Annotated in this window: 14 protein-coding genes and 1 pseudogene; 10 read left to right on the top strand and 5 right to left on the bottom strand. The window is 66.9% G+C overall.

What is annotated here, in order from left to right:
• Positions 1 to 76: 76 nt before the first annotated feature.
• The 3 genes from fdxA to H7J86_RS02030 form a co-directional block, all read right to left on the bottom strand.
• The gene (fdxA, locus tag H7J86_RS02040; RefSeq protein ID WP_090361100.1) at positions 77 to 409 is read right to left on the bottom strand and encodes a ferredoxin; all 333 of its coding nucleotides are present in this window, start codon (positions 407 to 409) and stop codon (positions 77 to 79) included.
• A gap of 71 nt (positions 410 to 480) precedes the next feature.
• On the bottom strand, positions 481 to 879 hold the full coding sequence (locus H7J86_RS02035) for a DUF4267 domain-containing protein (RefSeq protein ID WP_090361103.1): 399 nt from the start codon (positions 877 to 879) through the stop codon (positions 481 to 483).
• An 8-nt stretch (positions 880 to 887) separates the two neighbouring features.
• Positions 888 to 2831 (bottom strand): alkaline phosphatase family protein, encoded by a 1944-nt coding sequence (locus H7J86_RS02030; protein ID WP_267289079.1) that lies wholly within the window; start codon positions 2829 to 2831, stop codon positions 888 to 890.
• 144 nt (positions 2832 to 2975) lie between these two features.
• Here H7J86_RS02030 and H7J86_RS02025 point away from each other — a divergent pair, with 144 nt between their 5' ends.
• The 4 genes from H7J86_RS02025 to H7J86_RS02010 all read left to right on the top strand — a co-directional run bounded on the left by H7J86_RS02025 (position 2976) and on the right by H7J86_RS02010 (position 6348).
• The gene (locus tag H7J86_RS02025; RefSeq protein WP_372517207.1) at positions 2976 to 3641 is read left to right on the top strand and encodes a VldE C-terminal domain-containing protein; all 666 of its coding nucleotides are present in this window, start codon (positions 2976 to 2978) and stop codon (positions 3639 to 3641) included.
• Positions 3642 to 3748: 107 nt separating this feature from the next.
• Entirely contained in the window at positions 3749 to 4117 is a 369-nt protein-coding gene (locus H7J86_RS02020; protein ID WP_267289077.1) for a SpoIIAA family protein, read from the top strand.
• A gap of 144 nt (positions 4118 to 4261) precedes the next feature.
• Positions 4262 to 5113 carry a magnesium transporter MgtE N-terminal domain-containing protein gene (locus tag H7J86_RS02015; RefSeq protein WP_267289076.1) on the top strand — a complete coding sequence of 284 codons (852 nt, stop codon included), beginning with the start codon at positions 4262 to 4264 and terminating at the stop codon, positions 5111 to 5113.
• A 38-nt stretch (positions 5114 to 5151) separates the two neighbouring features.
• Complete coding sequence (locus tag H7J86_RS02010) at positions 5152 to 6348, top strand: NRAMP family divalent metal transporter (protein WP_267289074.1); 1197 nt, start codon at positions 5152 to 5154, stop codon at positions 6346 to 6348.
• Between the two features lie 123 nt (positions 6349 to 6471).
• Here the strand turns inward: H7J86_RS02010 and H7J86_RS02005 are convergent.
• A pseudogene (locus H7J86_RS02005) lies at positions 6472 to 6635 on the bottom strand (slipin family protein); the annotation flags it as partial.
• A gap of 68 nt (positions 6636 to 6703) precedes the next feature.
• Between H7J86_RS02005 and H7J86_RS02000 the strand changes: the two are divergent.
• Together H7J86_RS02000 and H7J86_RS01995 are read left to right on the top strand one after the other, a co-directional pair.
• Positions 6704 to 8791, top strand: coding sequence for an FUSC family protein (locus tag H7J86_RS02000; protein WP_267289072.1), 2088 nt, complete (start codon positions 6704 to 6706; stop codon positions 8789 to 8791).
• A 91-nt stretch (positions 8792 to 8882) separates the two neighbouring features.
• Positions 8883 to 11267 (top strand): CocE/NonD family hydrolase, encoded by a 2385-nt coding sequence (locus tag H7J86_RS01995; protein WP_267289070.1) that lies wholly within the window; start codon positions 8883 to 8885, stop codon positions 11265 to 11267.
• Between the two features lie 202 nt (positions 11268 to 11469).
• Here H7J86_RS01995 and H7J86_RS01990 read toward each other — a convergent pair whose 3' ends face one another.
• Complete coding sequence (locus tag H7J86_RS01990) at positions 11470 to 11808, bottom strand: RNA polymerase-binding protein RbpA (protein ID WP_090361123.1); 339 nt, start codon at positions 11806 to 11808, stop codon at positions 11470 to 11472.
• A gap of 319 nt (positions 11809 to 12127) precedes the next feature.
• Here H7J86_RS01990 and H7J86_RS01985 point away from each other — a divergent pair, with 319 nt between their 5' ends.
• The 4 genes from H7J86_RS01985 (at position 12128) to H7J86_RS01970 (ending at position 14385) form a co-directional block, all read left to right on the top strand.
• A complete protein-coding gene (locus H7J86_RS01985) occupies positions 12128 to 12859 on the top strand; it encodes a glycosyltransferase family protein (RefSeq protein WP_090361125.1) in 732 nt (243 codons plus the stop codon).
• Positions 12856 to 13248, top strand: a complete 393-nt coding sequence (locus H7J86_RS01980) for a hypothetical protein (protein WP_267289068.1) — start codon at positions 12856 to 12858, stop codon at positions 13246 to 13248. The genes H7J86_RS01985 and H7J86_RS01980 overlap by 4 nt, the downstream gene beginning before the upstream one ends.
• 5 nt (positions 13249 to 13253) lie before the next feature.
• Complete coding sequence (locus H7J86_RS01975; protein ID WP_267289066.1) at positions 13254 to 13880, top strand: DUF998 domain-containing protein; 627 nt, start codon at positions 13254 to 13256, stop codon at positions 13878 to 13880.
• A gap of 85 nt (positions 13881 to 13965) precedes the next feature.
• Positions 13966 to 14385, top strand: coding sequence for a DUF6319 family protein (locus tag H7J86_RS01970; protein ID WP_235632997.1), 420 nt, complete (start codon positions 13966 to 13968; stop codon positions 14383 to 14385).
• The last annotated feature ends 82 nt before the right edge of the window (positions 14386 to 14467 follow it).

The following is a 14467-nucleotide window of genomic DNA, read 5'->3' as shown; positions in this document are numbered from 1 at the left end:
TGCCCGAATTCGCGCCGACTGGGATGAGTAGGACTACGTGGTTTCGCACCGGGGGCGAGCGAAGCGACGGGGGGATTTACGGCAACGAGGCGATCAGCGGGGTGTCGACACCGGCGGGGCCCAATTCGGCGGCGCCACCGGGGTTCCCCAGCGGCCGGTCCCGGCCCGGCAGCACATCGCTGAAGAACGCGGCGTTATCGGCCATGTACGGCAGCTGGTCCTCGGGCAGATCGGTCTCGTAATAGATGGCGTCGGCCTCGCAGGCGATCCGGCAGGCACCGCAGTCGACACATTCATCGGGGTTGATGTACATGGTGCGGGCGCCCTCGTAGATGCAGTCCACGGGGCATTCGGCGACGCACGATTTGTGCTTGACGTCCACACAGGCGCTTCCGATCACGTAGGTCATGCCCGCAACGCTACGGCCGGATCAGCCCGGATTCGCCTGCCGAAGGCACTCTCCGGTAGGGACCAAAGTCCCTATTGACCATGGCGGGTATCGAGCGGCTGACGGCGGCGGGTGGCGCCCCACAACCCGACGCCGATTCCGACGACCGCGCCGCCCAGGCCGATCACCTGCTGGCCTCGCGTCAGTTCCTTGTGCACCGGAAGACCACCCAGCAGGTCGGCCGCGTCGGCGCCACCGGATGCCAGGAACCATCCGCGGGTGTCACGGCCGCGCAATCCGGCCGCGAGCAGCAGTCCGCCGATCAGCGCGTCGCGGTAGCCCATGGACCGCAGCAGCAGCCGCGCCGAAGGACCGGGATCGTTGGGTTCACCCCACAACTTGTTGGCGCGCATCGGATCCACCAGGAAGGACAGTCCCGAAGCGAGCCGAATGCCGCCTGCGACGAGCGCTGCGCCATCAACACCGGACATGGCCGACCTCACACCAGGATCGCGTTGTCGGGGACCAGGAACGGCTCCGGCATCGGATCGGTGGGCCCGATCACGCCGGCACCGGTGAGCAGGCCGATCAGATTCCCCAGCACGTTGGTCGTCTGGAAGAGCACGTCGGCGACGAACTGGACCGGCAGCACCGCGATCGACGCGATGGTGCTGATCAGGAAGATGCCCTGGTCGGCCACGGCTTGCAGCTGTGCCACGACCTGGTCGGTGAACTGGTTCAGGAAGTACGGGATCGAGGCGAAGATGGTGCGCACGCTCAGCCGTACCTGCGTGCCCAGGTCGGGGTAGCCGATATCGGCGATCGCATCCTTGAGCGCGGCTTCCACACCGTCGTCCGGGATCGCACCGGGGCCGTGCGCGGTCAGTGGCACACCGTCGAAATCGCTCGACAACGGCGCGCCGAAGAGGCTCAGGATCGTCGGTGTGATGTCAGCGATCGAGTACTGCAGGTTGACTTTCCCGTCGCCGAAGTCGGGCCCATCAGCGACCACGAATGTCGTTGTCTCGGTGGGTGTCTGGAATCCGTGCCCGAAACCGAGCTGCGGCTGGTGGCCGTGGTCGGTGACCACCAGCACCGTCCAGTCCTCCCCGGTGGCGGCCTCGCGGTCGGCGACGGCCGTCAGGATCAGCCGGAGGTTCTCATCGGTACGGGTCAGGGCATCCGTGTATTGAGTGGACGCGCCGCCGTGTGCGTGGCCGGCCTCATCGACCTGGACCAGGTAGCTGAACAGGAAGTTCGGGACGTCCTCGTATCCCTGGTCGACACCCAGGATCGTCCTGACCGTCTCGTTGGCCACCACGGTATCGGTCTGCGACCAATTGGTGTCTCCGGCGACACGTGGGATGAGGATGGACTGATCCGCGCCATAGGTGCCCGCGCCGGAAATGTCGGTGATCACGTCCCAGTCGGCGATGGTCTTGGTGACGGTGCCCCGGTTCCACGCTTCCAGCCGGTCGAACACCGTGTGCCAGACGTTGTACACCTGCGGGTTGAAGATGTTGTTGATCACGCCGCTCTTGGTGTCCCACACGCCGGTCAGCATGGTCGTCCAGGACGGGTTGGAGATGGTGGTGTGCCCCTGGATGCTCGACGCGCCGGTGGTGCTGGTGTCCAACAGATCCAGGAAGCTCTCGTTGTTGCCGTTGTCGTCATTGCCGAGCAGCCGGCCCAGGCTGGTGCCGTCGATACCGATGACGAGGACATGCTGGGTGGGGGCGGCGGTGATCTGGCCGACCGCGTCACCGGTGCTGGTGCTCATGGCGCGGCTGCGCGAGGTGGTGGTGGCCGCGGTGGCACTGGACAGGCCGGCCGGCGTGGCGGGCACCGCGGGCAGCGGGAGCGGTAACGGCTCGGGATCGGGCGCGGGAGCGACGGGTGTGCTCACCGTCAGCGTGGGTGCCGTCTTCACCGCGGGTTCGACGGCCTTGGCGGCGATCGGCTCGGCGCTGCTCTGCGGGGTGACCGCGGGCGCCGGATCGGGGTCCGCGGCAACAGTCGCGGGCACGGCCAGCGTCACCTTCTTGCGCGTGGACGTGGTGGAGCCAACGGCCGTCCCGGAGACCGATTCGGTTGCCTTGCGGACCTTTTCACCCGGTGTCCGGCTCTTCTTCGGTGTGCCGACGTCCCCGCGTGTGGGCGTACCCGCCTTCGGTGTGGACTCCGCCGGGCTGTCGGCATCCTCGCCCGGGGTCGCACCGGTGGTGACGTCGGTATCGGCTTTGGGCGCCGAGGAGGCGGTGGCCCCTTTGTCACTGTGACTGTCACCGTGGCCGCTGTCGCTGCCCGGTGAGTCTCCGCTCGTACTGCTGGCACCGCTGTCGGCGGGGTCGGCATAAGCCACCGCGGTCGCGGCCGCCGATCCGGCCCCGGCGATCACCCCGGCCATGGCGACACCCAGGCATACCTGTTTGACGGTCTTCACCAGACATCTCCGATCCGATATTCGAGACTGGAGGCTACGCGGCCATTGACAGGCATCACACAGTTTTCCGGGATCCGCGACGACGGCCGAGCCGAGATACCGAACACCCGATGTTTGCCGGGTGCACTGATTACAGTGCTGTTCGTGGGCGTGAAGCTACTGGTCGGCGACCGGCGCAAGTCCGCCGGCCGTTGGCTGGCGCTCGCGGCGTCGTTGATGGTCTCCGCAGCCATGTTCCACGCCCAGAACACCTCGCCCACACCGGATGCCGCCCCGGCGCGTGAGCCGGTTCGGACGTCTGCCCCGCCGGCCGTTTCCCCGACCGTGACAACCACCGGAGCGGAGTTGCTGGCGGCCAGTGCCCCATCCGAAGAAGCCCGGGTATTCGACTATCCACTGGCAGCGGGCGTCGCCCCGGAGGGCGGGCTGCAGCTCAAGACGATCTGGGTGGCACGCGCCATCAGCATGATGTTCCCGGAGATCAAGACCATCGGCGGTTACCGGCAGGATCCGCTGAAGTGGCATCCGCACGGACTCGCCATCGATGTGATGATCCCGAACTACCATTCCGACGCCGGGATCGAACTCGGCAATCAGATCGCCGGGTACGCCCTGGCCAACGCGCAACGCTGGGGTGTGCTGCACGTGATCTGGCGGCAAGGTTTCTACCCCGGCATCGGCGCGCCGAGCTGGACCGCGGACTACGGCAACGAGACCGCCAACCACTTCGACCATGTGCACATCGCCACCGACGGTGGCGGTTATCCCACCGGACACGAGACCTACTACCTGGGGTCGATGCAGTCCTAGCCGGTGCGGACGGTTCGGTGACCTAGTGCCCTATTGGCCCCGGCGGGGCGTGCCGAAGACTGATCGCTTCACGTCCACCGCGTCTCGGCGCACCGACAGGGGTAGGAATGATCGATTTCGAGTTCGACGCCGCACGGTCCCTGGTCGTCATCCGTCCGCAATCTCGGCTCCAGGCAGGAGATTTCGATACGCTCACCAATGCCGTCGACCCGCAGATCGAGGCGGCGGGCTCATTGGCCGGCATCATCATCGACGCTCCCTCGTTTCCCGGTTGGGCTGATTTCGCCGCGCTGATCCGCCACTACCGTTTCGTCCGGGACCACCAGAAACGTGTCAAGAAGGTCGCCGTGGTGACCGACTCGCCGATCGGGGATCTCGCCGAACACCTGGCGTCACACTTCATGTCGGCGCAGATCAGACATTTCCCCGGCGGCCACCTAGAGTCGGCCCGACAGTGGATTGCGGGCGGGTCGTGATCCGCCTCAGCCGGAATCATGGTGTGCCCGGCGATCACGCTCTACGCTGGGGCCGCACCGCCGACCGACGCAGGTTCGACGCCCCGATGGAGATGCACCCTGGCCAGTCATGAACCCGGGACTCGACGGAAACGTTCCGGCCTCTTGTGGCTGAGCCGCGAAACGGGCCAGGAGGTGCTGCGGGCCGACGGCACGGTTGTCGGGCTGGTCGCCGACCTCTCCGTCGAACTCGATCAACCCAGCGGACCGCAGATGGTGCAGCGCCTTCTCATCCGGCGCCGGCGAGCACCGAGCCTTCTGGTCCCGTGGACAGCGGTGGTCGAGTTCGGACGTCACGGCGTACTCCTGAACGACGGGATCGACACGGCCGTCCCGTTCGACCCGGATGGCACCGGGCTTCGTGACCACGAGATCCTGCTTCTCCGCGACGTACTCGACACCCAGGTCGTCGACATCGTCGGGCAGCGCCTGGCCCGTGTTTCGGATGTGGTGCTCAATCGAACGGCGGATGGCCGACTCGAATTGGTCGGCGCCGAAGTCGGATTCGGCGGGGTGCTGCGACGACTCGGTCTGCACCGACTGGCAGTGCGCGCCGGCGACGACGTCGTGGACTGGACCGATCTGCATCTCACCTCGGAACGCGGCCACACCGTGCAACTCAACACGCCCCGTTCGGCCGTCCACCATCTCGACGAGTCCGCGCTCGTCGCACTCGTTGACCGGCTCGACGTCGAGTCGGCTGCCGAGGTTCTGGCGACGACGAAACCGCTTGTCGCGGCGCGGGTAATCCATGGCTCGGACCCGGTCATCGGGGAGAAGGTACTCCGAGCGATGCCCGGTGACCGCGCCGCGCACATCGTGGCGGCGATGCCGTCCGCACACGCGAAGCGGTGGCTCGCCCGCCTCGCACGAGCACACGCCCATCCCGGCCGCCGTTCGCTCCGCTTCCAGGTCTGGCCGCGGCGCCGGCGGACAACCGGCGGCAGGTCGCGATGAAAGGTTCGACGCGACGAAGGTGGACACTCGGGTCGCTGATGGCGGTGGTGGGACCGGGTCTGCTCGCGGGACTTTCGGACGACGACCCCGCCGGCATCACCACGTACTCGGTCCTCGGCGCGGACCACGGCTACCAGCTGCTGTGGGTCCTGTTGCTCTCCACCGTCGCGCTGGTGTTGTTCCACGGGCTGGCAGCGCGCATGGGCGTGGTGACAGGCCAGGGTCTCATCGGCCTGGTCCGTCAGCGCTACGGCGTGCGACTGGGTGGCGCCACCCTCGCGGCACTGGTCATCGCCAATGTCGGCACCACCTGCGCCGAGTTCGCGGGGATCGCCGCGGGCACCGAACTCTTCGGGATCAGCCGATATCTGAGCGTCCCGGCCGCCGCGCTGCTGGTATCCGTGCTGGTGTTGCGGGGCAGCTTTCACCGCGTCGAGCGCTTCCTGCTGGTGCTGTCCACGGTGTTTCTGGCGTATGTCGCCTCGGGTCTCCTCGCCCATCCGGACTGGCACGCCGCCGTTCACGGTCTGATCGTGCCGAGTATGCCCAGCGGCGGCGCAGCCATCGCCATCGTCACAGCCACCGTGGGAACCACCCTTGCGCCGTGGGGGCTGTCTTTCATCCAGTCCTACGCCGTCGACAAGAAGTTACGGACCGCCGACCTGGCGCTCGAACGCGTCGACGTGATTACCGGAGCGCTGCTCACCGGAATCATCGGCTTCTTCGTCGTCGTGGCCTGCGCGGCGACACTGCACCGAAGCGGCCGGCCGATCCGGGATGCCGCCGATGCGGCCGTGGCGCTGCAACCGCTCGCCGGAGGCGCGGCGTCGACACTCTTCGCGGTCGGGCTGATCGGCGCGGCGCTCCTGGCCGCCTCCGTGCTGCCGTTGTCGACGGCCTACTCGGTGTGCGAATACGCCGGAGTCGAGGCGGCGGTGGATGATTCGTTCGGCGAGGCGAAGACCTTCTATGTCACCTTCGGGGGCGTGACGCTCATCGGTGCCACCGCGGTGCTCGTGCCGACGGCACCGCTGGTCACCATCTTGGTCGCCACCCAGGTACTGAACGCGGTGCTGCTCATACCGATACTCATCGCGATGATCGGTATCGCCAGGGACCGTGACCTCATGGGTCGTTTCACCATCAGCCGGGCCGCCACCGCGGCGTACGTCGTCACGACGGCGGTCGTTCTCATCTGTGTCGCTGCGTTGGCGGTCACGACGCTGACCGGCTGAGCGGCGCTCAGCGGTCGGCGCTGCCCGCCGAAGCCGTCAGGTCGGACGTATGCGCCACCCGCGGAAGAGATGTCGGTGGTTCGGCGAATTCCGCGGCGACACCGACTTCGCGAGCGAAGAAGGCGCCGACATCGTGTCCGCCGCATCGCCGAGAAATACCGCGGCGAGCGATTCCCGTTCGGCCTCCGCCTCGCGCGCTTCATCCCGTCGGGCAGTTGGATACCCTTCAATTCGACGACCGCGACCTCGACACCCCACTCCAACGTCACCACGTCGAGAATCCGTCGGCCGGACGCGAAGGAGCCGAGCCGCCGATGTGCGCGGCGTGCGGGATCGGGTGACGCACAATCGAGCGATGCACCCGTCGGCGCTTCGAGATAGCGCTGTGCGCTTCATCGTCGACTCCGACCCGGGACGATTGCGGCTGCGCAGCGCAGCGGTCACCACGCTGTCGCTGGTGCTGGCCATCGTTGCGCTGCTGACGTTCACCCGGTACACCCATCAGCCGGTGACCGTGGCCATGCTCGGCGCCATCGTCGCCATGCAGTCGTCGGCGGCGGTGAAGGACAAGCAGCAACACGACCGGGTCATCACCACGCTGTTGCTGCCCTTGCCGGCGGTGGCCGCGGTGGCGCTGGCGGCGGTCCTTGCCCCTCTCGACTGGGTGGCCGATGTCGGGTTCATCATCGTGCTGTTCCTCGCCGTGTGGGTGCGCCGATTCGGCCCCCGGGGCAACGCGCTGGGCATGGTCGCGTTCATGGCGTACTTCTTCGCTCTGTTCATCCACGCCACCCCCGCCCAGATTCCGATCCTCGCCGCCGCAGTCGGTGTCGGGGTCTGCGCCACCCTGTTCGTGCGGGTGGTGGTCCTTCCCGACCGGCCGCGCGCCGAAGTGGTCCACCTGGTGCGGGCGTTGCGCGGGGTGTCGATCACGGTGCTCGACGCCGTCACCAAAGACCGCAAGAAACACGATCTGGCTGCGGTGCGGCGCCGGCTGGACCGCCTCGGCGAGACCGGGTTGATGATCGATGACTGGCTGGATCGGCACGATGCCGCGGCCACCCTCAGCGTCACCAGCGACGAGCTGGCGCTTCGCGTCTTCGATGCACAGATCTCCGTCGAGCAATTGGCCGGCCTGCTGTGGGGCCTCGATGCTGCCGGCGAATGGACCGGCGGACTCGTCGACGCCGTCATCGCGCTTCGCATGTGCCTCCAGGACCATCCGACCCAGGAGGAGCTTCGTGCGGCCCGCAAGAGCGCGGCCGCGGCTGCCGACCGAGCCGACGTGTCCGCGGCCTCGGGTATCGCCACCGTGGTCGCCTATCGGGCGGTGCAGGCGCACCTTGCCATTCACCACATCACCACCAACGCCCTGGGTGTCTCCCCCGGGCCCCAGCCCGCGCCCGAACCAGAAGCCGGGGACAAGGACGAGGACGAGACCACGGGCCTGGACCCCAGCACCAAAGCCGCCATCCAGGTGGCCGTCGCCACCAGCGCGGCCACCGTGCTCGGTGAGCTGATCTCCCCCGATCGCTGGTATTGGGCCGTGCTGACGGCCTTCCTGGTGTTCACCGGGGTCTCCACCCGCGGGGAGATCCTCACCCGGGCAGGGCACCGCATCGTCGGCACCATCGCCGGTGTGGTGGCGGGGGTTGTGCTGGCCACCCTGATCGGGCAGAACCAGCCCGTACAGATCCTGGTGTTGGTCGTCTGTGTGTTCTGCGCGTTCTATCTGGTCACCGTCGCCTATGCCTGGTTGACGTTCTTCGTCACCGTGGTGCTGGCGATGCTGTACGGGCTGCTCGGCAATTTCAGTATCCAGGTCCTGGAGTTGCGTATCGCCGAGACCGCCGCCGGCGGTGCGGTGGGTATCGCCTCGGCGTATTTCGTCTTCACCACCGGCACCCGCGCGACGTTCGTCGAGAAGGCGGGTGACTACTTCGACCGGCTGACGGAAGTGATCGACGCCGGCATCGCGTCGGTGCTCGCACCGGGCGGGGAAACCGATCTCGTGGCCGAGACCCGCAGCCTCGACAACGCCCTGCAGGAAGTCGTGAAGGCCGGCAAGCCACTGCAATTCGGACCTGCGGTCCGAAGCCGGCGCGGAGCTCAGCGCCTGGTGCGCGGCCTCCGCGCGGGTAACCGCTCGGCACATGCCCTGGCCCGCGCCGGTGTCAATGCCGCACGTGCCGATCCCGCCACCGCGCCGTCGGAGTCCACCGCCATCGCGTTGCGTAAGGCGGCCGACCACGTGTGTGACACCGTCGCCGGCGTCGGCCGGATGATTGCGGCCGGCGACACCGGAGCCCAGGACAAAGCCGCGACAAACGTGATCGCAGAGGTGATGACGACCTCGGGTATCCCGCCCGGGCCCGTCCGGGCGGCAGTGCGGGCGCTGAACAATCTGGACCGGACGTTGACCGAGGTGACCAGCCGAGTCTGAGCGCCTCCTGTGAGTTTCAGTAGCGTCCGCTGATTGCCGACGCGAGCGTCAATTGGTGGTCGAAAGATCGGGTCATCAGGAAGAGGCGCAGATGACCAACGAAGTTCTCGCACGCGGCAATTCATCTCGGTATATCGGTCGCATCGGCGGACTGGCCGCCGCACTCGGCATCGGCACCGTCCTGCTCGTCGGCGCCGACGCGGTTGCCTCGGCCCAGACCGGGCCGGCGGACACGGCCGCCGCCACGTCGTCCAGTACGGCACAGACCGCGCCGACGCCCCCCACCAAGCCGAAACCGCACGCCGCAAGCCCCCGCCACCCCAAGAAGCCAGGCACCGATCCATCGACATCACCGCCTGCCGACTCGACGTCCAATTCACCTGCCACGCAATCGACCCCCGACTCAACGACACCGGCGCAAAGCAGCACATCCCCGGTCGAGAAGGTGGCCGCCGTTGCGACCTCCACCGCTGCCACCGCTGCCACCACCACCGTGTCGAAGACCGCGGCGACGCATGTGAAGTCCGCCGCCGTCCCCGCCACATCCGTCACGACGAACCCGATCACCGTCAATCCGACCCTCACGTTCAACGACGGCATCATCGACGGCAACGCGAACGCCACCGACAGCCGCGGGGTCACCTTGTCCTACACGGTCGTGTCCGGCCCGAGCCAGGGCGGAAAGATCGCCTTCACCCCGGAAGGGACCGCCGGCAGCTTCGCCTATCTGCCGTACGCCACGGTGGTGAAGTCCGGCACCGAGACGTTCCGCGAATTGGTCAGTGAAACCACGGCATTCGACAAGAATCTGGAGAACGTCCCGCTTCTGGGTTCTCTGGTGTTCGAACCGATTCTGGACAAGCTGTACCAGACGAAGGGTGTCAACACCGCGCTCGCGCCGCTCATCGGCTACGCGGTGGTCGTGCCGTACACCGCCGACCCGTCGGCGCTCAACGCCACCGGTGCGCCGATCGCGTACACGGTGAAGGTGAAGTCCTTCGACGGCACGCTGATCAGCACCAACTTCTTCCCTGCGTCTCATCTTGGCTCGGGCTCGGCGCCCACCATTCTGGAAGGGCCCGGACTGGGCAGCGCCGGACTCACCGACCCATACTCCGCCAACGGAATCCCGTCCAACCCAGGTCTCGTTCCGGGCGTCGCTCCGCTGCGCGACGCCGGCTACAACGTCGTCACGTGGGATCCCCGCGGGGAGTTCGCCTCCGGGGGCACCCTCCAACTGGACAATCCGTCCTTCGAAGGCAAGGACGTGTCGTCCATCATCGACTACGTCCTCAAGCTCCCGGAGACGGCTGACAACCAGCGGATCGGGATGGTGGGCGGTTCCTACGGCGGGGGTATCCAACTCGTCAGTGCGGCAATCGATCCCCGTATCGATGCGATCGTGCCGAGCATCGCCTGGAACAGCCTGAACAACGCGCTGTACCCCAACGCCGCGTTCAAGACCTCGTGGGCCGCCATCCTGGTGCTGTCGCTGCTCGAAGGGGCCGCGCGGATCAACCCGACGATCTACGGCGGTGTACTGACCGGGTCGCTGTTCGGCTTCCTCACCCACAGCGCACAGTCGCTGCTCACCTCAAGCGGCCCCGGCCCGCTCGTCAGCGCCATCAAGGTGCCGACGCTGTTGCTGCAGGGCACCGCCGACGGGCTTTTCACGCTGCAGCAGGCCGTCACCAATGAACAGTTGCTGGCCAAAGACGTTCCCGTGAAGATGGTCTGGTTCTGCGGCGGTCACGGGGTGTGCTTGAACCCCGGCAATGCCGATCAGGCCACCCTTCTCACCCAGGACACCCTGGCGTGGCTCGATCAGTACGTCAAGCAGGACGGCTCGCCGGCCGACGCCATTCCGACGTTCCAATGGTACGACCAGAATGGGGATCTGCACTCCTCCAACGTCTTTCCGTCGGATCCGGCCTTCAACGGCACCCCCGTGACGGCCACCGGATCCGGTGGCACCATACCGATCATCCCCATCGTCGGCGGCGCAGGACCGCAGACCAAGGTCTTGAACCTGGGACTGGACGCCCTGGACGCCGCCCTGTTGTCGATCGCCACGGCCGCGCCGGCCAAGAATGCGATCAACCTACAGGTGTCGGTGCCCGGTGGCACCGAGATCGTCGGGGCCCCGCAACTGTCGTTCACCTATGCCGGCCTCGGCACGAGTCGCACCGTGTACGCCCAGATCGTGGACAACGACACCGGCCTGGTCCTCGGCAACCTCGACACAGCCATCCCGGTCACGCTGGACGGGCAGTCGCATACCGTCTCGATCGCGCTGGGCACGCTGCAGGACATCGCCTATACCGCGGCCGCGGCGGGTAGCATTCTGACGTTGCAACTGGTCGGGTCGGCCACCCAGTACGAGAATCTCACCCAGTTCGGTGTCATCCACGTCTCCGGGATGACGCTGACCCTGCCCACCGTCGGCGCGGGGGTGGACACGTCGGCTGCTGTCTAGCGCGCTACCTGGACCGGGCTCTGCGCGAGGTCCTCAGACTCGACGGGGACCATCTGTTCGGTTCCCGCTGTGGTCACGTGGCATGCCGCGCATTCGCGACCCAACGTGACCTTGCGTATCCGCCTGTCCGGAAACAAGCGGTGGAAGCAGGCGAAGCAGATCTTCTGGATCATCAACTGGGTCTCCCGGTCGGGCAACCGAGTCAGCGGCCGCGACGGAGTGAGTCGATGAGCTTCAGCCGCTCCTTGAACAGGATCTCGAGATCCTCTATCGAGCGGCGCTCCAGCACCATGTCCCAGTGGGTGCGCACCGGCCTGCCCTTTTTCGGCGCGGGTGCCTCCCCGTTGAGCAGGAGGCCCTCCATACCGTTTCGGCATGCCCAGGTCGCGGGAATTTCGGCATCGCTGGCGAACGGTACGTCGAATTCCTTGCCGTTCGCCGTGCGGTAGCGCGCGACCTGGCGCGGCGGGAGATCGAGATTTCGGTCGGTCTCGTAGCTGATGGCGCCGAGGCGCGTGCCTTTCAGGCGACGGTCGACCATGCTCAGCGGCCGATGACGATGGGCGGTGAGGAAATCAGTTCGAATTGCACAGCAGGCCTCTTGGGGTGCGGAGGGGTGTTCGGCGGGAACCGCTACGTACCTATGACGCACTGTTTGCCTGATATGCCCGTTGACCGGAGGTTCTCCTGCCAGTCTAGCGCAGCACCGCCTGTACAGCCGGGACTGCGCGAATTACCCACGCGGTGGTCACAATCGGACTGTCACGCCATCGCACAACGCAGAGATTCACCGTCGGCAACATCCGACTCTTCGGCGCGCCGGACCGGCGTCGGGCGTCATCGGGCGAGATGATACGGATGTGGCTATTGATGCGAATGTGACGAACGACGTGCCGACGCCTCAGTCGTCTGACGACCAGACGGCCGAGGTGGCTTCCAGTCCGCAGCCGCAGCAGCGGGCCTGGTCGATGCCCAAGCCTCCGGTAACCCGTGGGCAGGCGGACGAGGTGGGACGGATTGCGCTCAAAGGCGCAAAGTCCGTCATCACGCTCATCGCCGCCATCGCTGGATACGGCGGCCGCCTCGCGCGCCGACTGGCCCGTGCCATCGAGACGGTCCCGCCGGCGCTGCGCGTCCTGGGCCTGGTCGGCGTACTCACACTCCTCGGCATGGTCGGCGCGATCACGCTGCACGATTCGCTCGGTCTGGCCTGCATCGTCGTGGTGGTGCCGGTGTGCTCGATCGCCCTCGGTGCGCTTGGCCACCGTTGGTACGCCGAACAGCGTGCAGGGGGCATGCACAGCCCGGCAGCGGAGGCGTCGGCCACCGATCTGCAACGGTCGGTCGAGTACGTCGACCACAAGCTCACCGTCGCACTCAATGCCTTCGGCGCAGAACGTCATCAGCACGCGATGATCGCGCTCTTCCAGGCCAAGACGGCGGTGGAACTCACCCTCGGAACAGAGCAGGACACCGCGAGCCATATCGACGCGCTGTTGGCGGTGGACGACCACAACGCCCGACCGCGGATTCGCGCGGGCGCGACCGCGAAATCGTTGTTGCGGGAGAACACTTCCCTGGCGGCGTCGTGAACGACGCCACCATCTCCGGCCACGTCGCGCTCGTCGAGGACGACTACACCCTGGTCATCAATCGCGGTGCGCAAGCCGGCGTGACCGCAGGCATGATCTTTGCGGTGCACTCGGAGTCGGTCCAGATGATCACCGATCCTGAATCCGGCCGGGAATTGGGCAGGCTCACTCGCGAGAAGCTTCGGGTGCGTGTGTTCGACGTGCATCCGTTGTTCTGCCGCGCACACACTTTCGCCCGCACCGACGACTTCTACGGCCTGTTCCAGGCGACTGCCGTGGTGACCGTCGACGTCGGCGACAGTGTTGAATCGGTGCGCGGCGGTGAATCGGTGCGCGGCGGTGAATCGGTGCGCGGCGACGCGGTGACCCGCCAGGCGACGTCCGGGTAGCGGGCGTGGCCGCGGCTCGGTGGCCGGGACCGGCCTTGATCCTTGCGGGCGCGGGGTTCTTGATCATCGAGGCTCTCGCAGCAACCGCATCGATGTCACTCGGATACTCCTACGCCCGCAACTTCATCAGCCAACTTCAGCTGGCGCCGTACCCATACGGCGTGGCCATGAGCACCGCGTTCGTGCTGAACGGTGTATTGACGGTGGCCGCAGCGGTCGCGTTGCGACGGCGTCAGCCGCCGGGAGCGGGGCGGGGTGTGCTGTTGGCCCTGGCGCTGACCTACGGTTTCGGGATTGTCCTGGCGGGGATCTTTCGGGGAGACATCGCGCCGCAGGTGCACAGCATCGGTGCCGGCTTGTGCATTCTCGCCGGCAACCTCGCGCTGCTCACAGCGGCCTGGCTGCTGCACCGACGGGGGCGCACCACAGTCGCCCTCGCGCTGGGGTTGCTCGGGTTGCTCGGATTGACCGGAACTGTCCTCATGCTCACCGTCGCCCTCCCCGATGACGCCGGGGTGGCGGAGCGCATCGCGGTCTACCCGAACCTCCTCGGCCAGGTCGCCATCGGGATCGGTACGGTGCCCAGTCGAGACAGATTGATGCACAAGGGCATTCCCCACACCAACCGCTAGAAGTTGACATCGGTCGTCGAACATGTGTTCTAATGACTGTCACGCCCGCCCCGCTTCACGGGCCCATGCTTAGAAGGAGTTCGCCGTGACGACGACCATAGCCGCCCCCGACGCAGAGCTACAGGCTGCCGCCTTCTCCCCTGCCGAAAGCAGCGCCCCCGCGAGCGCACCTGCCGCACCCCCGGCTCCGCCCACCGAAAAGCCAAAGGCCGCAGCCAAGAAGACGGCCGGCAAAAGGACGAAGACCCTCGAGCTGACCCTCACGGTCACCGGCACCGCCGACGGTGAGTGGCGTGCCGAACTCAAGCAGGGCACCACCTATCTGGCCCGGGATCTCGCGGTGGCGGCCGCCGCCGTTTCCCGCGCAGCCAAGGAACTACACGAGGATCTCGCCACCCCGATCGATGAGGTGATCGAGGCGGCGCGCTCCCAACAGGCGGCCAGGGTTGCCACTCTCGAAGCCGAACTGGAAGCTGCCCGTAAGGCGCTCGCCGAACTGGTCTGAACCGGGGCGAACCGCCCACCTCAGCAAAACTCCATGTGGGCAAACTGTCTTGCGCGTCAGGCATACGATGCCACCGGCATAC

The organism is Mycobacterium hackensackense (assembly GCF_025822555.1).
GTDB lineage: Bacteria > Actinomycetota > Actinomycetes > Mycobacteriales > Mycobacteriaceae > Mycobacterium > Mycobacterium fluoranthenivorans.
The sequence above is the reverse complement of the archived record's forward strand: the minus strand, read 5'-3'. Positions and strand labels throughout refer to the sequence as shown.

Excerpts from the sequence above, each read along its gene's own strand:
- fdxA (WP_090361100.1), bottom strand. The coding sequence starts at position 409 with ATGACCTACGTGATCGGAAGCGCCTGTGTGGACGTCAAGCACAAATCG.
- H7J86_RS02035 (WP_090361103.1), bottom strand. The coding sequence starts at position 879 with ATGTCCGGTGTTGATGGCGCAGCGCTCGTCGCAGGCGGCATTCGGCTC.
- H7J86_RS02020 (WP_267289077.1), top strand. The coding sequence starts at position 3,749 with ATGATCGATTTCGAGTTCGACGCCGCACGGTCCCTGGTCGTCATCCGT.
- H7J86_RS02010 (WP_267289074.1), top strand. The coding sequence starts at position 5,152 with ATGGCGGTGGTGGGACCGGGTCTGCTCGCGGGACTTTCGGACGACGAC.
- H7J86_RS02000 (WP_267289072.1), top strand. The coding sequence starts at position 6,704 with ATGCACCCGTCGGCGCTTCGAGATAGCGCTGTGCGCTTCATCGTCGAC.
- H7J86_RS01995 (WP_267289070.1), top strand. The coding sequence starts at position 8,883 with ATGACCAACGAAGTTCTCGCACGCGGCAATTCATCTCGGTATATCGGT.
- H7J86_RS01990 (WP_090361123.1), bottom strand. The coding sequence starts at position 11,808 with ATGGTCGACCGTCGCCTGAAAGGCACGCGCCTCGGCGCCATCAGCTAC.